21 protein-coding genes and 1 tRNA gene are annotated in these 19,921 nt (G+C 70.1%); 11 read left to right on the top strand and 11 right to left on the bottom strand.

What is annotated here, in order from left to right; all coding sequences use genetic code 11:
• Positions 1 to 33: 33 nt before the first annotated feature.
• Complete coding sequence (locus AB0N90_RS28780; protein WP_365201513.1) at positions 34 to 189, bottom strand: FxLD family lanthipeptide; 156 nt, start codon at positions 187 to 189, stop codon at positions 34 to 36.
• Between the two features lie 174 nt (positions 190 to 363).
• Complete coding sequence (locus AB0N90_RS28775; protein ID WP_365201511.1) at positions 364 to 1,182, bottom strand: TauD/TfdA family dioxygenase; 819 nt, start codon at positions 1,180 to 1,182, stop codon at positions 364 to 366.
• 177 nt (positions 1,183 to 1,359) lie between these two features.
• On the opposite strand from AB0N90_RS28775, the gene AB0N90_RS28770 reads away from it, so the two are divergent.
• Both AB0N90_RS28770 and AB0N90_RS28765 read left to right on the top strand, forming a co-directional pair.
• On the top strand, positions 1,360 to 1,791 hold the full coding sequence (locus AB0N90_RS28770; protein ID WP_136100962.1) for an NUDIX hydrolase: 432 nt from the start codon (positions 1,360 to 1,362) through the stop codon (positions 1,789 to 1,791).
• 3 nt (positions 1,792 to 1,794) lie between these two features.
• Complete coding sequence (locus AB0N90_RS28765; RefSeq protein WP_365201508.1) at positions 1,795 to 2,937, top strand: helix-turn-helix transcriptional regulator; 1,143 nt, start codon at positions 1,795 to 1,797, stop codon at positions 2,935 to 2,937.
• Positions 2,938 to 3,005: 68 nt separating this feature from the next.
• On the opposite strand, the gene AB0N90_RS28760 is transcribed toward AB0N90_RS28765, so the two are convergent.
• From AB0N90_RS28760 to AB0N90_RS28750, 3 genes are all read right to left on the bottom strand, one after another.
• The gene (locus tag AB0N90_RS28760) at positions 3,006 to 3,383 is read right to left on the bottom strand and encodes a hypothetical protein (protein WP_365201506.1); all 378 of its coding nucleotides are present in this window, start codon (positions 3,381 to 3,383) and stop codon (positions 3,006 to 3,008) included.
• A 35-nt stretch (positions 3,384 to 3,418) separates the two neighbouring features.
• Positions 3,419 to 3,592 carry a hypothetical protein gene (locus AB0N90_RS28755; RefSeq protein WP_158101310.1) on the bottom strand — a complete coding sequence of 58 codons (174 nt, stop codon included), beginning with the start codon at positions 3,590 to 3,592 and terminating at the stop codon, positions 3,419 to 3,421.
• A gap of 163 nt (positions 3,593 to 3,755) precedes the next feature.
• The gene (locus tag AB0N90_RS28750) at positions 3,756 to 4,214 is read right to left on the bottom strand and encodes a hypothetical protein (protein WP_365201504.1); all 459 of its coding nucleotides are present in this window, start codon (positions 4,212 to 4,214) and stop codon (positions 3,756 to 3,758) included.
• A gap of 117 nt (positions 4,215 to 4,331) precedes the next feature.
• Here AB0N90_RS28750 and AB0N90_RS28745 point away from each other — a divergent pair, with 117 nt between their 5' ends.
• From AB0N90_RS28745 to AB0N90_RS28735, 3 genes are all read left to right on the top strand, one after another.
• On the top strand, positions 4,332 to 5,171 hold the full coding sequence (locus AB0N90_RS28745; protein ID WP_161218984.1) for a helix-turn-helix transcriptional regulator: 840 nt from the start codon (positions 4,332 to 4,334) through the stop codon (positions 5,169 to 5,171).
• The gene (locus tag AB0N90_RS28740) at positions 5,168 to 5,359 is read left to right on the top strand and encodes a DUF397 domain-containing protein (RefSeq protein ID WP_365201502.1); all 192 of its coding nucleotides are present in this window, start codon (positions 5,168 to 5,170) and stop codon (positions 5,357 to 5,359) included. The genes AB0N90_RS28745 and AB0N90_RS28740 overlap by 4 nt, the downstream gene beginning before the upstream one ends.
• Before the next feature lie 124 nt (positions 5,360 to 5,483).
• Positions 5,484 to 5,735 carry a hypothetical protein gene (locus AB0N90_RS28735; protein WP_365201500.1) on the top strand — a complete coding sequence of 84 codons (252 nt, stop codon included), beginning with the start codon at positions 5,484 to 5,486 and terminating at the stop codon, positions 5,733 to 5,735.
• A gap of 58 nt (positions 5,736 to 5,793) precedes the next feature.
• On the opposite strand, the gene AB0N90_RS28730 is transcribed toward AB0N90_RS28735, so the two are convergent.
• On the bottom strand, positions 5,794 to 7,185 hold the full coding sequence (locus AB0N90_RS28730; protein WP_365201497.1) for a cystathionine beta-synthase: 1,392 nt from the start codon (positions 7,183 to 7,185) through the stop codon (positions 5,794 to 5,796).
• Positions 7,186 to 7,343: 158 nt separating this feature from the next.
• Here AB0N90_RS28730 and AB0N90_RS28725 point away from each other — a divergent pair, with 158 nt between their 5' ends.
• The 3 genes from AB0N90_RS28725 to AB0N90_RS28715 all read left to right on the top strand — a co-directional run bounded on the left by AB0N90_RS28725 (position 7,344) and on the right by AB0N90_RS28715 (position 11,025).
• Positions 7,344 to 8,363: an SGNH/GDSL hydrolase family protein gene (locus AB0N90_RS28725; RefSeq protein ID WP_365201494.1), complete on the top strand. Its 1,020-nt coding sequence runs from the start codon at positions 7,344 to 7,346 to the stop codon at positions 8,361 to 8,363.
• Positions 8,364 to 8,720: 357 nt separating this feature from the next.
• Positions 8,721 to 9,941 carry an acetyl-CoA C-acetyltransferase gene (locus AB0N90_RS28720; RefSeq protein ID WP_361673858.1) on the top strand — a complete coding sequence of 407 codons (1,221 nt, stop codon included), beginning with the start codon at positions 8,721 to 8,723 and terminating at the stop codon, positions 9,939 to 9,941.
• Positions 9,942 to 10,245: 304 nt separating this feature from the next.
• Positions 10,246 to 11,025, top strand: coding sequence for a hypothetical protein (locus tag AB0N90_RS28715; protein WP_365201493.1), 780 nt, complete (start codon positions 10,246 to 10,248; stop codon positions 11,023 to 11,025).
• Between the two features lie 153 nt (positions 11,026 to 11,178).
• Here AB0N90_RS28715 and AB0N90_RS28710 read toward each other — a convergent pair whose 3' ends face one another.
• Complete coding sequence (locus AB0N90_RS28710) at positions 11,179 to 11,490, bottom strand: hypothetical protein (RefSeq protein WP_365201490.1); 312 nt, start codon at positions 11,488 to 11,490, stop codon at positions 11,179 to 11,181.
• Between the two features lie 99 nt (positions 11,491 to 11,589).
• Between AB0N90_RS28710 and AB0N90_RS28705 the strand changes: the two genes are divergently transcribed.
• The gene (locus AB0N90_RS28705; RefSeq protein WP_037653570.1) at positions 11,590 to 11,820 is read left to right on the top strand and encodes a DUF4287 domain-containing protein; all 231 of its coding nucleotides are present in this window, start codon (positions 11,590 to 11,592) and stop codon (positions 11,818 to 11,820) included.
• A gap of 77 nt (positions 11,821 to 11,897) precedes the next feature.
• On the opposite strand, the gene AB0N90_RS28700 is transcribed toward AB0N90_RS28705, so the two are convergent.
• Both AB0N90_RS28700 and AB0N90_RS28695 read right to left on the bottom strand, forming a co-directional pair.
• On the bottom strand, positions 11,898 to 12,785 hold the full coding sequence (locus AB0N90_RS28700; RefSeq protein WP_361673864.1) for a Bax inhibitor-1/YccA family protein: 888 nt from the start codon (positions 12,783 to 12,785) through the stop codon (positions 11,898 to 11,900).
• Positions 12,786 to 12,978: 193 nt separating this feature from the next.
• A tRNA-Leu gene (locus tag AB0N90_RS28695) sits at positions 12,979 to 13,065 on the bottom strand.
• A gap of 398 nt (positions 13,066 to 13,463) precedes the next feature.
• Here AB0N90_RS28695 and AB0N90_RS28690 point away from each other — a divergent pair.
• Positions 13,464 to 14,234 carry an ABC transporter ATP-binding protein gene (locus tag AB0N90_RS28690; protein ID WP_361673866.1) on the top strand — a complete coding sequence of 257 codons (771 nt, stop codon included), beginning with the start codon at positions 13,464 to 13,466 and terminating at the stop codon, positions 14,232 to 14,234.
• Positions 14,234 to 16,762: an FtsX-like permease family protein gene (locus tag AB0N90_RS28685; RefSeq protein ID WP_365201486.1), complete on the top strand. Its 2,529-nt coding sequence runs from the start codon at positions 14,234 to 14,236 to the stop codon at positions 16,760 to 16,762. Before AB0N90_RS28690 ends, AB0N90_RS28685 begins: the two co-directional genes overlap by 1 nt.
• A 66-nt stretch (positions 16,763 to 16,828) precedes the next feature.
• Here the strand turns inward: AB0N90_RS28685 and AB0N90_RS28680 are convergent, their stop codons facing one another.
• The gene (locus tag AB0N90_RS28680; RefSeq protein ID WP_365201483.1) at positions 16,829 to 18,127 is read right to left on the bottom strand and encodes a cyclopropane-fatty-acyl-phospholipid synthase family protein; all 1,299 of its coding nucleotides are present in this window, start codon (positions 18,125 to 18,127) and stop codon (positions 16,829 to 16,831) included.
• 225 nt (positions 18,128 to 18,352) lie between these two features.
• Positions 18,353 to 19,726 carry an NAD(P)/FAD-dependent oxidoreductase gene (locus tag AB0N90_RS28675; protein ID WP_078967253.1) on the bottom strand — a complete coding sequence of 458 codons (1,374 nt, stop codon included), beginning with the start codon at positions 19,724 to 19,726 and terminating at the stop codon, positions 18,353 to 18,355.
• Positions 19,727 to 19,921 lie beyond the last annotated feature (195 nt).

Raw genomic sequence — 19,921 nt, 5'->3', positions numbered from 1 at the left:
GGGCAGAACACCTCGGGGCACCGGCCGGGTGGGTCAGTGCAGCCCGGTGGTGCAGGCGCCGCAGGTGCTGCCGCAGCCGTCGTCGGTGAGAACCTGCAGGCCAGCCGCGTCGGTGACCTCCACGGTGCGGACGTCGAGGTCGAACTCGTCGCCGACGGCCGCGCTCTCGGGCTCGATCTGCTGAGCCATGTGCTCCTCCTCTTGGGGGATTCCCTTGCGGGACCTGGCGACGGGACGCGGGATGCGCCCCGCATCACCAGGAGTCAATGGGTCCGGGGTGACCGGTCGGGCAGACCCGGAGGTACGGGGCAGGGGCCCGGAGGCGTCGCCCTCGTTCGGCACGTCGGCCGGGCCGGATCGTCGTCAGCCACGGCCCACCGCGACCTCCGCGTCGGCCGGGCTCGGCCTGGACCACGGGGCCGGGAATCCGGGCTCCAGGGCGAGACGGGGGTCCGGTTGTCCAAGGGCCCGTAGCAGCAGCCGCTCTCCGACGAACGAGGTGCGGCCGTGCAGCACGCGGTGGTTGTCCAGCACGAGCCCCTGTCCGTCGGCCAGAAGCAGTCGAGTGGTGTTCCGCTCGACTGCTCGGCGCAGTGCCGGCAGGTGCGCGTCGGCTTCCTGGGAGAAACGGGCAAGGGAGTCCTGGCGCAGCCGCAGGCGCCAGCGCCCGTGGGGAAGGCTCTCCAGGACCGGGGCGAAGTGGCCGTCGGCGCCGCCGAAATACGCCGCTCGCGGCGCTGAGAGAGCCTCCAACGCGGCCGGATGTGAATCGGCGAGTTCGGCGAGAACGGCCCGGCCGTCCACCAGCAGGCTCTCTCCGCCCGCATCGGCCGTCCGCGCGCAGGCCAGCAAGAGCAGCCGGGGAGGGTGCAGCAGCTGGGCACACTCGGTGTGCGGCGCGAGGTCGCCGCGCCCGAGGCCGGCGAAGCCCGGTCGTCCCTCGTGCCGTCCGGTGTCACGGATGGCGGTCAGCCCGTCCGGATCGGCGTCGCGGTGCTGCCACAGCGGGGACATCAGCCGCCCCGCTGTACCGAGAACATCACCACGTCCACCGAGCCGCCCGAGCCGCACCGATCCGCGCTCGCGCAGCACGGCCGCGGCTCGCTCCAGCTCACCGCCGCCCAGAGCGCCAGGGGTGAACTCATCGTCCGCGGCCGGAACTGCGGCATGGAGTGATGGCATGGAGAATCCCCCTCGTGAGAACGGGCGGATGGGAGAGAACACACTGTCCCGGACACGTCGGCCTGGAGTGAAGTGACAGATTGTCAAAGCCCGTTCAGCCGCGACCGGAAGCGTTGGGCGGCGGTCGGCTGCTACGTTCGGCGGGCCCGTGCCCGCCCGTGCACCGTGGAAGAAGAGATGACCGGACAGTCTGAACAGCCCTACGTGCCAGCAACCTTCCCGATCTCGGTCAAGGGCGTTGTCCTCGACCCGCAGGGCCGGGTGCTGCTGTTGAAGAACGAGCGGGCCGAGTGGGAGCTGCCCGGTGGGAAGCTGGAGGGACCGGAGAGTCCTGAGCAGCGGGTGGAGACCGAGATCCGTGAGGAGAGCGGCTGGACGGCGAGCGCAGGTCAGCTGCTCGACGTGTGGATGTACGAGCCGATCCCCGGCCGGCAGGTGTTCATCGTCACCTACGGCTGCACCGCGATCGACGCCCGGCGACCGCCGGTCGTCAGCCACGAACACAAGGAGGCCGGGCTGTTCCACCGTGACGAAGTACCCGGCCTGGTCATGCCGCAGGGCTACAAGGACTCCATCGCCCGCTGGTACGAACTGCAGGACCGGGCCTGACCGGTGGGCCGGCCGAACGCCCATGGCGGCATCCGCTGGCACTGGACGACTCCCCGGGCCCAGGACATCCTGCGTCGCCGGAGCCTGCCCGAGATCCTCGTCTTCTACCGGCAGCTGAACCAGCTCCCGCAGGAAGAACTCGGTGCCCTCCTCGGCTACTCCACCTCGTACATCTCCAGGGTGGAGACCGGCAGCCGAACCATCACCGGCATCGGAGCGCTGCGGCACATCGCCGAGTGCCTTGGCCTGCCTCCCCACGTCTTCGGCATCACCGACGAGGCCGACGGAGACCACCGCGCCGTGATCCAGTTCGGGGAGAGCGTCCTGCGACTGGCCGACATCGCCCGCCAGGCCGGCCACGCCGCCGCAGCCGTCGACGAACTCTGGCCCCTCATCGCCCGCCTGGAAGCCAGAGCCGCCGACGGCCACACCGACGTCTTGCACCTGCTCGCCCGCGCCCGCGTCGGCCTCGGCGTCACCCTCGGCCATGTCCTGCCCGAAGAACGCCTCGCCACCGCAGCTCGCTGGACCGGCAAGGGCGTAGCCATCGCCCGCCGCCTCGACGAGCGCCCCCTGCACGCCCATGCCCTGCGCCACCACGGCAACGAACTGCGCAAGGCCGGCCTGCACCACGCCGCTCTTGAGCGGCTCGGCCGCGCCCGCGACCTCTCCCGCACGCCGGACGACCGCGCGGCGGCCGTCATCCTGCTGGCCCGCGCCGCAGGGACCGCCGGTGCGGCGAAGGTGTTCGACGAGGCCGTGGCGGAAGGCCGGAGCCTGCTCGATACCGCCGGCGTCACCCCACTGTTCTCCGAGTTCACCCTCCACGAGGTGGAACTGCGTGGGCTGGCCGCCACGGGCCGGACCCAGCAGGCCGTGGACCTGCTTGAACGCTCTCCCGCACCGGGTCTGCAGGCCAGCCCGCAGTGGCGCGTCATCTCCGCGATCACCGCCGGCGAAGTCCTGGTGCGTCGCGGCGATCGTGGCGCGGCGGGCGAGCAGATGCGCTCCGCTCTGCGGGGCGCCGAACTGCACCGCCTGCCGCACCAGGTCCAGCGGGTCATTCGCGCCAGCGGCTCCCTGCCCGACGTCCGTGAGCAGGCGCAGCACACGCTCGCCCGGCTGCGGTCGGACATAGCGGCCTGAGCAGGAAGACGCCTGAACCGCTCGCAGGTCGAGCGCTACCAGATCCCTTCGAGTGGCGACCGCCCCGCTCACAGGGTGAGCCGGTCGGCCGCGTCCTGGATGGCCGGGTCCTCGGGGTCGGCGTACTGCCAGTCGCACCGGCCGGGGTGGTCCTTGAAGAGGGTGCAGCCCGGGGCCAGCGGGGTCGGCCTGTTCATGCAGCACTCGATGTCCTCGAACCACTGCTCGGACGCCCCGTCGCGCCAGCACACGTAGACGTCGGAGTCCGGGGCCGCGCTCGCGCCGGTGCGGAGGAACGCCGCGTGGTGGTCGTGCGGCACGTCTTCGAGCAGGCACCGCAGCGAGCGGGACGCCGCCCAGTCGATGTCCGCTCGCGGGGACGGGATCTGCATCGCGAGGGCGAGGACGGCGTCGTCCAAGCCGGTCGTGGCCTTGCATCGGAACATCGTGGGCTCCCGGGCGAGGTTGCGGTGAAGGTCGGTCAGGTGGCGGGACGCTGGTCCCACCGCTGGTTGCACTGGTGGATGTAGGTCCGTACGAACGCGCAGCAGTCCTCGCAGGCGTAGGCAGGCGCGCGCTGTCCGTCGTGCTCGACCGGACCGATCCAGAGGACGTACTTGGTGTGGCGGCACAGGAGGCAGAAGCCTCGTGTCAAGGGCCGGGCCCTCATGGGCGGTTGCTGTCGCGGTGCCTCGGGCATCGACACGGCGGCCAAGCGCTGGAGAACTCGGGCCGCTTGAGGGGCGTCACCTCGTGCGCCTTCCGCACCACGTGCCGGTTCCCCCGGCGGTCCACCCGGTACACCGCGAGGGTCATCGTCAAGCCTTGATCACCCTGGCCCTGACGCCGGCCTCGACCGTCAGGATCAGCTCCTCCACGTGGTCCAGCCGCAGGCCGTGACGGAAGGCCAGGCGCGGTCCCCACGCCGTCTGGACGACGTCCACGTCGACCAGCCAACCGGCCTGACTGAAGGCGCACTTCAGCCTGGCCGGCATGTCGTCCGGCCGCAGCCCGCACTCCCCGGATCTCACCGGGGCGCCCGTCGGCAACTCGGAGGGGTACCGCTGCCGCAGCACCAGTCCGTCGAGCAGCAGGCAGAGCAGGGCACGTCCCTGCCGTACGTTGCAGTCACCCAGTCGGATGACGAAGTCCCGGCACTCGTTGGGGGCCAACCGTGCGTGGAACTGGGGGAGTTTGATGGCCGCGTCGTTCAAAACCGCAGCCAGAGAGTTGGTGATCTCCGCGACCTCGATGGCCATGCTGGTGTGGGGGTGCATCGCCCAGCCTTTCTCAACCACTCCTCTGTGTAGCGGAGTCGCTACCGAGCGCCTTCAGAGTTGCCTAGACTCAGAGATCCTTCAATGGGCCAGATAGGAAGGGCGGGTTGCGGCGACATGGTCAATCGCAGGGAGTTGGACCCGGAGTCCAGCCCCGCAGCAGCATTCGGCGCGCGTATGCGCAGGCTGCGCGAGGAGCAGAGGTGGACTCAGGAGGAGCTGGCGGAGAAGCTGGACTATTCCAGTCAGCATATTTCGGCTATTGAAACTGCCCGCAAACCGCCAACCCTCCGGTTTTCACGCAAGCTCGACCAGGTGTTCGGCCTGGTCGGGGCGGTCGACTCGTTCGAGCGAGAGTGGCGCGACATGCGGCACGGTGCGCTACTGGAAGGGTTCCCGGAGTTCGTCACGTACGAAGGACGATCAGCTGAGATCCGGCTCTATGAGGTGGGCGTTGTCCCTGGCCTGCTTCAGACACCGGAGTACACGTCGGCTCTGGCAGACAGCGCCGTAAAACGTGGAGCGATCACGCCTGAGCAAGCCCGCGAGCGGGTGACGATCGTCGCGGATCGGCAGGCCGCACTCGCTCGGAAACCGCCGCCCCACGTGTTCGCCGTACTGGACGAAAGCTGCCTGTTACGCCCCATCGGCCAAGGGGGCACCATGGACGCTCAGTTGACTCGTTTGCTTGAGTTCGCCGAGCAGCCCAACACTGTCCTGCAAGTTGCCCCATTCGCTATGGGCGAGCATCGCCCCTTCGATCTGCCGGTAACCGTGCTGACCATGCCGGACCGCTCACTCATGGCGTATGCCGAGTCTGCTCAACAGGGCCATCTCGAACGGGAAAGCACGTCGGTCCTGCCCCTGCTCACGGCCTACCATCAACTGCAGGCCGAAGCGCTGTCGCAGGCGGCATCCGTGGCCATGATCAGCAAGTTACGAAAGGGCACCCCGTGACGACCGACAACCCGCAGTGGTTCACGTCCTCGTACAGCAACAACGGCGGCCAGTGCATCGAGGTCGCCACCAACATCCCCGGCACCGTCCCCGTCCGCGACACCAAGAACCGCGACGCCGGAACCCTCACCTTCCGCACCAACTCCTGGTCCGCGTTCGTCCAGTTCACCTCGGACCAGAGCGCCTGACGCACCACACACAGGAACGGGCCCCTCCGAACGCGTTGGAGGGGCCCGTTCCTGTGCTCACGGCCACACCGTTCTGCCCTGGAGGCGAGGCGCATTGACGAGTTCACACGTAAGCACAGCGGCTGTGCGTGAGTGGTGGTTCACCCTGTACCCCGAGGTGCGGCCGTCGACTGAGCAGTCCGACCGGTTCTGCAACTCGGATGTGCTCGCCAGCGGCGAGATCGGATGGGAGCAGGACCCGAACGGCGTGTCCTTCCCCTGCACGGTGGCAGCGCCATGCCTGGAGGACGCCGTGACGTGGGCCGCGCGGCGACTCCGCCAGGAGACCGGGGTGCAGATCGCGCGCGTCGAGATCGAGATGAAAATGTTCGGCTGACACCCCGCACGCGGACACGGGCCTCCTCCCACCCGGGAAGGGGCCTGTGTCGTTGGGACTACTTGCCGCCGCCCTTGGCCAGGAAGGACAGCAGGTCCTGGCGGCTGACGACGCCCTTGGGCTTGCCCTCGACCAGGACGATCGCCGCGTCCGCCGTGCCCAGCACCTGCATCAGGTCGCCGACCGGCTCGCCGGAGCCGACCTGCGGCAGCGGCGCGGACATGTGCTTCTCCAGCGGGTCCGACAGGGACGCGCGCTGGGAGAACAGCGCGTCGAGCAGCTCGCGCTCCACCACCGAGCCGACGACCTCCGCGGCCATCACGTCCGGGTGGCCCGCGCCCGGCTTGACGACGGGCATCTGCGAGACGCCGTACTCGCGCAGCACCTCGATGGCCTGGCCGACGGTCTCCTCCGGGTGCATGTGGACCAGGGAGGGGATGGTCGCGCCCGCCTTGTCCTTCAGGACGTCGGCGACGCGGGCGCTCGGACCCTCGTCCTCCAGGAAGCCGTAGTCGGCCATCCACTCGTCGTTGAAGATCTTCGAGAGGTAGCCGCGGCCGCTGTCCGGGAGCAGGACGACGACCACGTCGTCCGGGCCGAGCCGCTCGGCGACGCGCAGCGCGGCGACCACGGCCATGCCGCAGGAGCCGCCCACCAGCAGGCCCTCCTCCTTGGCGAGGCGGCGGGTCATCTGGAAGGCGTCCTTGTCGGACACGGCGACGATCTCGTCGGCGACGGTGCGGTCGTAGGCGGTCGGCCAGAAGTCCTCACCGACGCCCTCGATCAGGTACGGGCGCCCGGAGCCGCCGGAGTAGACGGAGCCCTCCGGGTCGGCGCCGATGACCTGGACCTTGCCGTCGCTGGCGTCCTTCAGATAGCGGCCGGTGCCGGAGATGGTGCCGCCGGTGCCGACGCCCGCCACGAAGTGGGTGATCTTCCCCTCGGTCTGGTCCCACAGCTCCGGACCGGTGGAGTGGTAGTGCGACAGCGGGTTGTTCGGGTTGGAGTACTGGTCGGGCTTCCACGCGCCGGGGGTCTCGCGCACCAGGCGGTCGGAGACGTTGTAGTACGAGTCCGGGTGCTCCGGGTCCACGGCGGTCGGGCAGACGACGACCTCGGCGCCGTAGGCACGCAGCACATTGATCTTGTCGGTGCTCACCTTGTCAGGGCATACGAAAATGCACTTGTAGCCCTTCTGCTGGGCCACGATCGCCAGACCCACACCGGTGTTGCCGCTGGTGGGCTCCACGATGGTGCCGCCGGGCTTGAGCTCCCCGCTCTCCTCGGCGGCCTCGATCATGCGCAGGGCGATGCGGTCCTTCACGGAACCGCCCGGGTTGAAGTACTCCACCTTGGCCAGGACGGTCGCCTGGATGCCCTTGGTCACGTTGTTGAGCTTCACCAGCGGGGTGTCGCCGACGAGGCTGATCATCGAGTCGTGGAATCGCACCGTTGTCTCCGGTCGCTGCAAAAAAGTGGTCGTAGTGGTGCCGTCAGCCTAAGGCCCAAGGCGCTGCTCGGGCGGTCGTTCACTCCCCGTCGAGATTGGCGCACGCCCTGTACGGGGCAAGGAGTGGGTGTACGGCTACGAGGAGGTGGCGGCGACGCATGACGAACATGTCGAGGGCGCGGGTGGCCCGGCGGATCGCGGCCGGGGCGGCGTACGGCGGGGGCGGGGCCGGGCTGGTCGGAGCGGCCGCGGTCGGACTGCTGCTCGCGGAGGTACGGCTGGCCCGGCGCCATGTGGGCAACGGCACCGGCGAGCGGGTACCGGCCGCGGAGGGGACGTACGGCCGGGCGTACGACGTGCCCGGCGAGCCGCCGCTGCGCCTGGTGATGCTCGGCGACTCCACGGCCGCGGGGCAGGGCGTGCACCGGTCGGGGCAGACCCCGGGCGCGCTGCTGGCCTCCGGGCTCGCGGCGGTCGCGGAACGCCCGGTGGAGCTGCGGAACGTGGCGCTGACCGGGGCGCAGTCCGACGATCTGGACCGCCAGGTCGCGCTGGTGCTCTCGGCCGGGCGGCCCGCGCCGGACATCTGCGTGATCATGATCGGCGCGAACGATGTGACGCACCGGATGCCGCCGACGCGTTCGGTACGGCATCTGTCGGCGGCGGTACGGCGGCTGCGCACGGCCGGTGCGGAGGTGGTGGTCGGCACCTGCCCCGACCTGGGCACGATCGAGCCGGTGCAGCAGCCGCTGCGCTGGCTGGCGCGGCGCGCTTCGCGGCAGCTGGCGGCGGCGCAGACGATCGGGGCGGTGGAGCAGGGCGGGCGCACGGTCTCGCTGGGCGATCTGCTGGGCCCCGAGTTCGCTGCCAATCCCCGGGAGCTGTTCGGTCCCGACAACTACCACCCCTCGGCCGAGGGGTACGCCACGGCGGCGATGGCCGTACTGCCCACGGTGTGCGCGGCGCTGGGCCTGTGGCCGGCGGAGGAGGACCGGCCGGACCTGACCCGGCGCGAGGGCTTCCTGCCGGTGGCACGGGCGGCGGCCGAGGCGGCGGCGGAGGCCGGTACGGAGGTCACGGCCGCGATGCCGACCGGGCCGCGCGGCCCCTGGGCGCTGCTCAAGCGGCGCCATCGCCGCCGGGTCCCGGAGCCGGAGACGGCGGCGCCGTCCTCCTGACGGCAGGCGCCGGGCGGGCGAGTGCGCCGTACCCTGGGCCTCACACGCCCAGGGCCCGTCTGACGCCCCTCCGGGAGCCCGCCCGGCGCACCTCCGGCGCCCGCCCGACGCACTCCGGCACCCGCCCGACGCAGGTCCGGAGCCCGCCCAGCGCCCGCTCGGAGGCCGTCCGGACGGCCGATGGCGTCCGTCCGGCCCGCCGACCGGCACCCGTCCCGTCCGCCGAAGGCACCCGCAGCCAAAGCAAGCGCTTAGAAACTGCGGTCAGTGTCACACCCCGACACCGATGACCTGTCAACTACGGGCGGGTAACTTCCAGACCGGCCCTGTACAACACCGCGTTCATCTGGAGCCCCGATGCCCGAAGCCGTGATCGTCTCGACCGCCCGCTCCCCCATCGGCCGCGCCGGCAAGGGGTCGCTCAAGGATCTGCGCGCCGACGACCTCGCCGCCACGATCATCCAGGCCGCGCTCGCCAAGGTGCCCGAGCTGGACCCGACGGACATCGACGACCTGATGCTCGGCTGCGGTCTGCCCGGCGGCGAGCAGGGCAACAACCTCGGCCGGATCGTCGCCGTACAGATGGGCATGGACCACCTGCCCGGCTGCACCATCACCCGCTACTGCTCCTCCTCGCTCCAGACCTCCCGGATGGCCCTGCACGCCATCAAGGCCGGCGAGGGCGACGTCTTCATCTCGGCCGGCGTCGAGACCGTCTCGCGCTTCGCCAAGGGCAGCTCCGACAGCTTCCCGGACACCCGCAACCCGTTCTTCGCCGAGGCCGAGGCCCGCACCGAGGCCGTCGCGCAGCAGGAGGGCACCAGCTGGCACGACCCGCGCGAGGACGGTCTTGTCCCGGACGCGTACATCGCGATGGGGCAGACCGCCGAGAACCTGGCCCGCTGGAAGGGCATCACCCGCCAGGAGATGGACGAGTTCGGCGTCCGCTCGCAGAACCTCGCCGAGCAGGCCATCGCGGCGGGCTTCTGGGAGCGCGAGATCACCCCGGTCACGCTGCCCGACGGCACCGTGGTCGGCAAGGACGACGGCCCGCGCGCCGGCGTCACCCTGGAGGGCGTCTCCGGCCTGAAGCCGGTCTTCCGCCCCGACGGCCTGATCACCGCCGGCAACTGCTGCCCGCTCAACGACGGCGCCGCCGCCCTGGTGATCATGAGCGACACCAAGGCCCGCGAGCTGGGCCTGACCCCGCTCGCCCGCATCGTCTCCACCGGCGTCTCCGCCCTCTCCCCGGAGATCATGGGCCTTGGCCCGGTCGAGGCCAGCAAGCAAGCGCTGCGCCGGGCCGGTCTGACCTCGGACGACATCGACCTGGTCGAGATCAACGAGGCCTTCGCCGCCCAGGTGATCCCCTCCTACCGCGAGCTGGGCTTCGACCTCGACAAGGTGAACGTCAACGGCGGCGCGATCGCCGTCGGCCACCCCTTCGGCATGACCGGCGCCCGGATCACCGGCACGCTGATCAACTCCCTCCAGTGGCACGACAAGCAGTTCGGCCTGGAGACGATGTGCGTCGGCGGCGGCCAGGGCATGGCGATGGTCATCGAGCGCCTCAGCTGACCCGGCCCGCGCACACCTGACCAACCGTCCGTAGCGAATCGGGCACCTTACGTCAGGGATCGGCCCAGAACCCGCGAAACCGCCGGGTTCTGGGCCTTTCTGTGATCCAATCTCCCCCAGGATGTGACCTATCTCCCCCGCCCTGGGCATCGGCGCAGGTCAGCACCGGACGGCTCACCGCCGGAGGTGACCGCGAGGCCAAAGAACTGTCCGTTTCGTGACGTTACGCACTGACAGTTGGGTAGTCCACCCTTCAAGCTGATGTAGGAAGTCGGGGGTCGACTTTGAACCTGGGAGTACGTCAGTGAGCGCCATGCCGATCGCCCTGCTGCTCACCACGGCCGCCACGGGCGCCGTGGGCGTCGCCGTCCTGCGCACCGTGCTGAAGCTGCGCCGTCAGCTCACGGCGCTTCAGGCACAGCTCGCGGAGAACCAGTCCGCGGCGACGCAGGCACTGCTGCCGCACGCCCGCAGCCACGCCGACACCGAGCGGATACGCGCGGCCGTGGCCGAGGCGCTCGCCGAGGAGCGGGAGCGGGAACTCGCCGAGGCACGCGCCTTCTGGGCCGCGCAGGAGGCCCGGGACGCCTCCGACGCGCCCTCGGTGCTCGGCCTGCCCGACCATGAGCCCTTCCTGCCGCGGCCGTCCGACTTCGCGGGCCTGGAGCCGGTGGCGGAGTCCGCCGCCGACGCCGACGAGTTCGCCGGGGAGTCCCCGGAGCTGGCCGCGGCCCGCCGCCGGCACCCCTCCCACCCGGACTTCGTCCCGGCCCAGTCGGCCGCGGGCGACCACGAGCGCACGGCCGGCACGCTGGAGCACCTGGCCGAGGAGCACGTGGAGCTGTCCGATGTGCGCCCCGGTCCGCTCGGCACCCTGGACGTCTATGTCTTCGCCGACGGCACCACGCTGTGCATGACGCCGGGTCACCGGGAGACGGCCGAGCGCCTCGCGCGGGCCGTGGCGGCGGGCGAGGCCCCCTATCTGCTGGGCGGTTCGGGCATCTCCGGCGCCTACACGCTCACCTTCGCCTGCGGCGAGGACATGATCTACATCCTGGCGGACCGCGTCATCGCGTCCCTGTAGGGCGGGACGACGGCGCCGCCCCTGACGGCGCCTTGGCCCCCGATCCCGTCCCAAACCCGGGCGGCGCGTTCAGACCCCCGGGCGGCGCGTTAAGACCCCCGAGCTGCGTGCCCAGACCCCCGGGCGGCGCGTTCAGACCCCCGGGTGGGGTGTTCAGACCCCCGCCCGCCCCCGCGCCTCCTCGACCAGCCGCACCGCCTCGCCGACCTCTTCGTCGTTCTTGAGCACCAGCGCCAAGTCGTGTGCGGCCACCACGATCTGATCGGCCACCGCGAACATCCCCGCGTCCGGCATCTCCCGCGGCTCGCTGCCCGGCTCCTCCACCGCCTGCGCCCGGCGGGCCAACTCCCGGGCCAGTTCCAGCGCGGCCCCGGCGGCGCTGCGCTGCAGCCTGCTCTGCGGCGCGGCGCGCAGCCGGTCGGCGAAGTGATCCACTGCTTGGGTCAGGGGTGTCGTATCAACCACGCGCCGAGCGTAACGCGCCGCACTGTTGCCAAGAGGCGAACCCTCGGGCACGGTGACGTAAAGGACCGGCCCACATCCCCTTTGCGCCCGGAGGTGCCGATGTCCCAAGTCTTCTCCGAGGAGACCCATCGCAACATGCTCGCCCGCATCCCGCACTGCACCGGTCGTGAGGTCTCCGACTGGCTGCGCACCGTCGAAGAAGGCCCCGCCCTGTTCCGCTTCGAGGAGAAGGTCACCTGGCTGAGGCACGAGTACGACCTGGCGTACGGCCACGCCAAGGCCATCGTGCACGAGTACGACCTGCGCAGGGCGGCCCGCAAGCTGCTCTGAGACACCCGCCCCCGGACGGCGAAGGGCCCCGGACGGGAAGCCCGGGGCCCTTGGCCGAACTGCGCGCCGTACGGGCGCTAGTCGTTGTTGGTGAAGATCGCCACCAGGCGCAGCATCTCCAGGTAGATCCACACCAGGGTGACGGTGAGACCGAACGCGGCGAGCCAGGACTCGTTGCGCGGCGCGCCGTAGGCGATGCCGTCCTGGATCTGCTTGAAGTCGAGGGTCAGGAAGAACGCGCCGAGCAGGATCGCGATGATGCCGACGACCGCGCCGAGCGGGCCGAAGCTGCGCAGGCCGCCGTCCTCGGCGACGCCGAACACGACCAGCAGCAGATTGACCACCATGACGGCCACGAAGGCCATCGCGATGGCCATGCCGATGCGGGCGTAGCGCGCGGTGACGCGGATCCAGCCGGCCTTGTAGACAAGGAGGGTGGCGCCGGTGACGGCCATGGTGCCGAGCACCGCCTGGAAGGGGGCGCCCTGCCAGCGGCTGTTGTACATCTCGCTGATGACACCGAGGAACACGCCCTCGAAGGCCGCGTATCCGAGGATCAGCGCGGGCACCGGGGTGCGCTTGAAGTTCTGGACCATCGCCAGGACGAACGCGACCAGGGCGGAACCGACGGCCAGGCCGTAGCTCGTGGCCGAGACCGGCAGCAGGGCCCAGGCAAGGACGGCGCCCAGGACGACCGTACCGAGCGTCAGGGCCGAGCGGACGACGACGTCGTCCATCGTCATCCGGCCGGTGGTGGCCGGGGCCTGCGGCGGGGCGCCGTACTGGACGCCGGGCTGTCCGTAGCCGCCCTGCTGCGCGTACGGGTTCTGGCCACCTTGCGCGTAGGGGTTCTGCGCGTACGGGTTGCCGCCTGCGTACCCGGCCTGTGGTGCGGCGTTGAAGCCGGCGTAGCCGTTGTCGCGGCTGAAGCCCCGTCGCGAGAAGACCGGGTTGCTGCTCCTCATCTCACTCCTCCATGGCTGCCTCGCGCAGCCTTGGCTCAAGCGTAATGGATTGGCAAAGGATCGATCGTGGTACTTGAGGAGGATCTTTCCCGTGCCGTGTCGACCCACACGCTACGCGGAGGAGTGCGTCCCGGCCATGGGTGATCGCCTTCCATGACGAACTTGCTACCTGACCGAGCGCGTGGAAGATGGGTGGTGCCCGGAGCCGGACTTGAACCGGCACGCCCGCGAAGGGGCAGCGAGGTTTAAGCTCGCCGTGTCTGCATTCCACCATCCGGGCAGGCCATGGGCTCCGCTTCGAGGGTCCGAGCCTATCGGGACGCATCCCCCGAACAGCGGAACGTCGGACCGATGTTGTCTTATTTTATTGACGTCTGAGGGTGCATCAGACCACGGAACTCGCCATCCGCACTTGCCAGTAGCGTGACGTGACGCATGTGCACCTGTATGTGAAATGACGGAATTTCACCGTCCGAAGAAGGGCGCTCCCCCTGTTCTTGGTGCCGGGGTCCCCTGCCCGGCCTCAGGGACCGGGGTCCTCCCCAGGTATGACACGGCACCCGCCCGGTCCGCCCCGAGTCGCCCCCGGGAACCGGAACAGCGGCTGACTTCCCGGGCCCCGGGCACCGGGACGATAGAGAAGTCCCCACGACCTATCGTTCCGAGGAGCACCGTCCCGTGACCACCACACCCACCGCAGGCACGGCCACCGCCGTGGCCGCCCGCGCCACGGAGCTGTCGAAGATCTACGGGCAGGGTGAGACCCGGGTGGTCGCCCTGGACCGGGTCTCCGTCGACTTCCGGCAGGCCGAGCTCACCGCGATCATGGGCCCCTCGGGTTCCGGCAAGTCCACCCTGATGCACTGCGTGGCCGGCCTCGACTCCTTCTCCTCCGGCTCCGTGCGCATCGGCGACACCGAGCTGGGCTCGCTGAAGGACAAGCAGCTCACCAAGTTGCGCCGGGACAAGATCGGCTTCATCTTCCAGGCCTTCAACCTGCTGCCGACCCTGACCGCGCTGGAGAACATCACCCTCCCGATGGACATAGCCGGGCGCAAGCCCGACAAGGCCTGGCTGGACCAGGTCATCTCGATGGTGGGCCTGTCCGGGCGGCTGAGCCACCGGCCGTCCCAGCTGTCCGGCGGCCAGCAGCAGCGCGTCGCCGTCGCCCGCGCCCTGGCCTCCAAGCCGGAGATCATCTTCGGTGACGAGCCGACCGGAAACCTCGACTCGCGCTCCGGCGCCGAGGTCCTCGGCTTCCTGCGCAACTCCGTGCGCGAGCTGGGTCAGACGGTGGTCATGGTGACCCACGACCCGGTGGCCGCCGCCTACGCGGACCGCGTGATCTTCCTGGCCGACGGCCGGATCGTGGACGAGCTGTACGCCCCGACCGCCGACTCGGTCCTCGACACCATGAAGCAGTTCGACGCGAAGGGCCGGACCAGCTGATGTTCCGCACCGCCCTGCGCAACGTCCTCGCGCACAAGGCCCGGCTGCTGATGACGGTGCTCGCCGTCATGCTCGGCGTGGCCTTCGTCTCCGGGACGCTCGTCTTCACCAACACCATCTCCGACGCCTACCAGAACAGCTCCGCCAAGGGCTTCGATCACGTCGACGTCGCCGTCGTACCGAAGTACCAGGACTCCGAGGGCGACAAGGTCGGCAAGCTGGCGGACCTCACCCAGGCCACGCTCGACAAGGCCGCCGAGGTGCCCGGCGCCGCCTCCGCCACCGGGGTCGTCAGCGGCTTCACCGCCGTCGCCGACAAGCACGGCAAGCTCGCCGGCGGCAACTGGCAGTCCACCGGCGGCAACTACTGGGGCACCAAGGACGCCCGGTACCCGCTGACCAGCGGCCACGCGCCGCACGGTGCGAACGAGGTGCTGCTCGACGCCAAGACCGCCCAGCGGGCCGGCTACAAGGTCGGCGACACCGTACGGCTCTCGGTCGACGGCCCCGTGCTCACCCCGACCGTCGTCGGCATCTTCACCACCGACGACGGCAATGTGACCGCGGGCGGCAGCCTCGCGCTGTTCGACACGCCGACCGCGCAGAAGCTGTTCGGCAAGCACGGCACCTACGACGAGATCGACGTCAAGGCGAAGCCGGGCACCGGCCAGGCCGCGCTCAAGGACGCGCTCGACGCGGCGCTGCCCGCGCACCAGGTGAAGACCACCACCGGCCGGCAGCTCGCCGACGACCAGGCGAAGACGATCGCCGACTCGATGAGCGGCCTGAAGCAGGGCCTGCTGGTGTTCGCCGGGATCGCCCTGTTCGTCGGCACGTTCATCATCGCCAACACCTTCACCATGCTGGTCGCCCAGCGCACCAAGGAACTGGCCCTGATGCGGGCGGTCGGCGCCTCCCGCCGCCAGGTCACCCGCTCGGTGCTGATCGAGGCGTTCGTGGTCGGCGCGGTCGCCGGTGTGGCCGGACTGGCCGCCGGTATCGGCATCGGCGCGGGCCTGCGCGCCCTGGTGGGCTCCTTCGGCGCGAGCATGCCCGACGGGCCGCTCGTGATCAGCCCGGGGACCGTGGTGGCCGCCCTCGCGGTCGGCGTCCTCATCACCATGCTCGCCGCCTGGCTGCCCGGCCGCCGGGCCGCCAAGATCCCGCCGGTGGCGGCGATGAACAGCGTGCACGCCACGGCGACCACCAAGTCGCTGGTGCTGCGCAACACGATCGGCGCGCTGTTCACGGCGGCCGGTGCCGCGGTGATCGTCGCCGCCACCTCGATGGACTCCTCCTCCGGCGAGGCCCCGATGGGGCTCGGCGCCGTCCTGCTGATCATCGGCGTGTTCGTGCTGACCCCGCTGCTGTCCCGCCCGCTGATCGCGGCCGTGGCCCCGCTGCTGCGCGCGTTCGGTGTCTCGGGCAAGCTGGCCCGCCAGAACTCGGTGCGCAACCCGCGCCGTACGGCCGCCACCGCCTCCGCGCTGATGATCGGACTGACCCTGATCACCGGTATGACGGTGATGGCGGGCAGCCTCCAGTCGTCCATCGACAAGATGGCCGCCTCCGCGATCCGCGCCGACTACGTGGTCTCCATGGCCAACGGCTCGCCGCTCTCCCCGGACGTGGCGAAGAAGATCGCCGCCACCGACGGCGTGAGCGCCAGCAGCCCGCTGCGCAACGCCGAGACCCGCATCGACGGCGTCACCGAGTACGTGACCGGTGTCGACGGCGCGTCCATCGCCGAGCTGACGGACCTGAAGATCGACCGGGGCAGCTTCACGGTCGGCGGCGACCGCGTCGTCGTGGACAAGGTCCGGGCCAAGGAGTACGGCTGGAAGACCGGCTCGCACTTCACCGCCCACTTCGAGGACGGCAAGGCGCGGACCCTGACGGTCGCCGGGATCTACGACGGCAACGACATGATCCGCGGCATCATGCTCGACAACAAGGTGCTCACCCCGCATCTGGCCAAGCCCACCGACATGCAGGTCATGGTCAAGACGGCGAACGGCGCCTCGACCGCGACCAAGGACCGGCTGACGAGCGCCCTGGGCACCAACCCGGCGATCAAGATCCAGGACAAGAAGGACATCTCCAACGACATCGCGCAGATGTTCACGATGATGCTGAACATGGTCTACGGCCTGCTCGGCATGGCGGTGATCGTCGCGGTCCTCGGCGTCATCAACACCCTGGCGATGTCGGTGTTCGAGCGCTCCCAGGAGATCGGCATGCTCCGCGCGATCGGCCTGGACCGCCGGTCGGTCAAGCGGATGGTCCGCCTGGAGTCCCTGGTGATCTCGCTCTTCGGCGGTGTGCTCGGCATCGGTCTCGGCGTGTTCTTCGGCTGGGCGGCCGGTGAGCTGCTCGGCACCAAGATGCCCACGTACGAACTGGTCCTGCCCTGGGGCCGGCTGGTGCTCTTCCTGGCGCTGGCGGGCGTGGTCGGCATCCTGGCCGCCCTGTGGCCGGCCCGCCGCGCGGCCAGGCTGAACATGCTGACGGCCATCAAGGCCGAGTAGCGCCCGGCATCGGCAAGGGGCCCCGTTCCGTCACCGGAGCGGGGCCCCTTCGTCGTACCGCGGGGATCAAACCTGCCAGGTGCGGGTGCGCGGTGGCAGTACGGAGGCGCCCGAGGGCGGGGTGCGGACCGCGAGGACCTGGTTGATGCCGATGCGGTTGTGCTCGAAGGCGAGCGCGGAGGCGGCCATGTACAGCTGCCACACACGCGCGCGGCCGGGGCTGGTCAGCCGGACCGCGCGGTCCCAGTCGGCCTCCAGGTTGGTCACCCACTCGCGCAGGGTGCGGGCGTAGTGCTCGCGCAGCGCCTCCACGTCGCGCACCTCGAACCCGGCGCGCTCCAACTGCGTGACGGTGGTGCCGATCGGGGCGAGTTCGCCGTCCGGGAAGACATAGGCGTCGATGAACTCGTCGACGCTGTAGGCCGATTCGTCGGTCTGCGGGCGGCGGGCGATCTGGTGGTTCAGCAGCCGTCCACCGGGCTTCAGCAGGCCGTACAGCCGGCGCGCGTACTCCAGGTAGCGTTCGGCGCCGACGTGCTCGGCCATGCCGATGGAGGAGATGGCGTCGAAGGGGCCGTCGGAGACGTCCCGGTAGTCCTGGACCCTGATCTCCACCTTGTCGGTCAGGCCCTCGTCCGCGATGCGCTTGCGGGCGTAGCCGGCCTGTTCCTGGGAGAGGGTGACGCCGACGACGCTCACGCCGTGCTCACGGGCCGCGTGCAGGGCCATGGAACCCCAGCCGCAGCCGACGTCCAGCAGCCGCTGGCCCTCCTGGAGGCCGAGCTTGCGGCAGACCAGTTCGAGCTTGTCGCGCTGGGCGGCCTCCAGGGTGGCGTCCTTGTCGAAGGACTCCCAGTAGGCGCAGGAGTACACCATGGAGGGGCCGAGGACGAGCTCGTAGAAGTCGTTGCCGACGTCGTAGTGGTGGCTGATGGCGCGTCTGTCGCTGTGCCGGGTGTGCAGATGGCGGCTCCTGCGGACCTCCTCCTGCGGCGGCGCGGGCGGCAGCGGCGGCCCGGCGAGCTTCAGCAGCTCGCGGCCCGCGGCCCGGACGGCCGGATCGCGCAGCGCCTGGAGGAGCGTGCGATCGTCGTCGTCGCGCTCCCAGATCAGGCCCGACATGGCGTCCAGCGCCGTGTACAGGTCGCCCTCGATGGCCAGGTCGCCGGAGACCCAGGCGCGGGCCAGGCCCAACTCCCCCGGTTTGAACAGAATGCGGCGCAGAGCGCGCCGGTTGCGCACGATGAGCGTGGGGGCGCCCGGGGGTCCGGCCTGTGATCCGTCCCAGGCCCGCAGCCTTACCGGGAGCGGGGCCCCCAGTACCTGCTCGGCAAGACTGCTCAGCCGCGACGCGGCGTCTGCCATGACGCACACCTCCAAGACGAGATCCCGGATGCCGGATACCACGTAAACACCGTGGAGCCTTCCGCACAGTCCCGCGAAGGAGTTACGACTGGGCAAAATAGTTGCAGTGACCACCTGGGTGGGCCGGGAAGGGCGGAGCGGCGTCCGGGAACGCCGAAGGACCTCCCGCACCACGGATGGCGGGAGGTCCTTCGGGTCGTACGACGAACGGCGGCTGACCTGGGGTCAGGAAGCCTTGGCCTCGGTCTTCGCGGCGGCGACCGGAGCCGGCTTGGCGGCCTCGTAGAACTCCTCGCGGGGGTTCTCCATCGCGCCCAGGGACACGACCTCGCGCTTGAGGAACATGCCCAGCGTCCAGTCGGCGAAGATGCGGATCTTGCGGTTCCAGGTCGGCATCGCCAGACCGTGGTAGCCACGGTGCATGTACCAGGCGAGACGGCCCTTGAGCTTGATCTTGGTCTTGCCCAGGACGATCATCGCCACGCCCTTGTGCAGGCCGAGACCGGCGACCGCACCCTTGTTGGCGTGCTCGTACTCCTTCTGCGGGAAGCCCCGCATACCGGAGACCACGTTGTCGCCGAGGACCTTGGCCTGGCGCAGCGCGTGCTGGGCGTTCGGCGGGCACCAGGCGTTCTCGTTGCCCGCCTTGCGGCCGACGAGGTCCGGGACCTGGGCGTTGTCGCCCGCGGCCCAGATGTAGTCGGTGCCCTTGACCTGGAGCGTGGGCTCGCAGTCGACGTGGCCGCGCGGACCGAGGGGCAGACCGAAGCGGGACAGGGCCGGGTTCGGCTTGACGCCGGCGGTCCACACGATCGTGTTGGAGTCGACCTCAAGGCCGTTCTTGAGGACCACGTGGCCGTCGACGCAGGAGTCCATGGAGGTGGAGAGGTAGATCTCCACGCCCCGGCTCTCCAGGTGCTCCTTGCCGTACTGGCCGAGCTTCGGGCCGACCTCGGGAAGGATCTTGTCCGCGGCGTCCACGAGGACGAACCGCATGTCCTCGCGGGAGACGTTCTTGTAGTACTTGGCGGCGTCGCGGGCCATGTCCTCGACCTCGCCGATGGTCTCCGCACCCGCGAAGCCACCGCCGATGAAGACGAAGGTGAGCGCCTTGCGGCGGATCTCCTCGTCGGTCGTGGAGTCAGCCTTGTCCAGCTGCTCCAGGACGTGGTTGCGCAGGCCGATGGACTCCTCGATGCCCTTCATGCCGATGCCCTGCTCGGCGAGGCCGGGGATCGGGAAGGTGCGGGAGACCGCGCCCATGGCGATGACCAGGTAGTCGAACGGCAGCTCGTACGCCTCGCCCACGAGGGGGGCGATCGTGGCGACCTTGCGGTCCTGGTCGATGGTGGTGACCCGACCGGTGAGGATCTCCGCCTTCGGCAGCACGCGTCGCAGCGGGACGACGACGTGGCGAGGGGAGATGCTGCCGGCGGCGGCTTCGGGGAGGAAGGGCTGGTAGGTCATGTACGACCGGGGGTCGACGACCGTGACGGTCGCCTCGCCGTAGCGCATCTTCTTGAGAATGCGCCGAGCTGCGTACAGGCCTACGTACCCACCGCCTACTACGAGGATCCTGGGACGCTCCGTGGTGCTCATGGCATCGAGTATCCACCCGCTCAAGGGGGGTGGCTCGTGCGCCCCTTCACAAGGTTCTGGAGGGGCTGTGCTAAACTCCGCGGCCCGCGTGACGCAGATCATGTCGCCGAGGAGGAACCGCGAGGCGGTTCGTACCGTTGTCAAGGCCGTGTGAGCTGCTGGTCCGGGTCTTCGAGGTGATCGTAGAGACTCCGG

It is taken from the genome of Streptomyces sp. NPDC093018 (genome assembly GCF_040684035.1).
Lineage (GTDB): Bacteria > Actinomycetota > Actinomycetes > Streptomycetales > Streptomycetaceae > Streptomyces > Streptomyces murinus.
Note: the sequence above shows the minus strand (reverse complement) of the source record. Positions and strands in the feature narration are given on the sequence as shown.

Excerpts from the sequence above, each read along its gene's own strand:
- AB0N90_RS28780 (WP_365201513.1), bottom strand. The coding sequence starts at position 189 with ATGGCTCAGCAGATCGAGCCCGAGAGCGCGGCCGTCGGCGACGAGTTC.
- AB0N90_RS28775 (WP_365201511.1), bottom strand. The coding sequence starts at position 1,182 with ATGCCATCACTCCATGCCGCAGTTCCGGCCGCGGACGATGAGTTCACC.
- AB0N90_RS28770 (WP_136100962.1), top strand. The coding sequence starts at position 1,360 with ATGACCGGACAGTCTGAACAGCCCTACGTGCCAGCAACCTTCCCGATC.
- AB0N90_RS28760 (WP_365201506.1), bottom strand. The coding sequence starts at position 3,383 with ATGTTCCGATGCAAGGCCACGACCGGCTTGGACGACGCCGTCCTCGCC.
- AB0N90_RS28750 (WP_365201504.1), bottom strand. The coding sequence starts at position 4,214 with ATGCACCCCCACACCAGCATGGCCATCGAGGTCGCGGAGATCACCAAC.
- AB0N90_RS28745 (WP_161218984.1), top strand. The coding sequence starts at position 4,332 with ATGGTCAATCGCAGGGAGTTGGACCCGGAGTCCAGCCCCGCAGCAGCA.
- AB0N90_RS28725 (WP_365201494.1), top strand. The coding sequence starts at position 7,344 with ATGACGAACATGTCGAGGGCGCGGGTGGCCCGGCGGATCGCGGCCGGG.
- AB0N90_RS28720 (WP_361673858.1), top strand. The coding sequence starts at position 8,721 with ATGCCCGAAGCCGTGATCGTCTCGACCGCCCGCTCCCCCATCGGCCGC.
- AB0N90_RS28705 (WP_037653570.1), top strand. The coding sequence starts at position 11,590 with ATGTCCCAAGTCTTCTCCGAGGAGACCCATCGCAACATGCTCGCCCGC.
- AB0N90_RS28700 (WP_361673864.1), bottom strand. The coding sequence starts at position 12,785 with ATGAGGAGCAGCAACCCGGTCTTCTCGCGACGGGGCTTCAGCCGCGAC.
- AB0N90_RS28685 (WP_365201486.1), top strand. The coding sequence starts at position 14,234 with ATGTTCCGCACCGCCCTGCGCAACGTCCTCGCGCACAAGGCCCGGCTG.
- AB0N90_RS28680 (WP_365201483.1), bottom strand. The coding sequence starts at position 18,127 with ATGGCAGACGCCGCGTCGCGGCTGAGCAGTCTTGCCGAGCAGGTACTG.
- AB0N90_RS28675 (WP_078967253.1), bottom strand. The coding sequence starts at position 19,726 with ATGAGCACCACGGAGCGTCCCAGGATCCTCGTAGTAGGCGGTGGGTAC.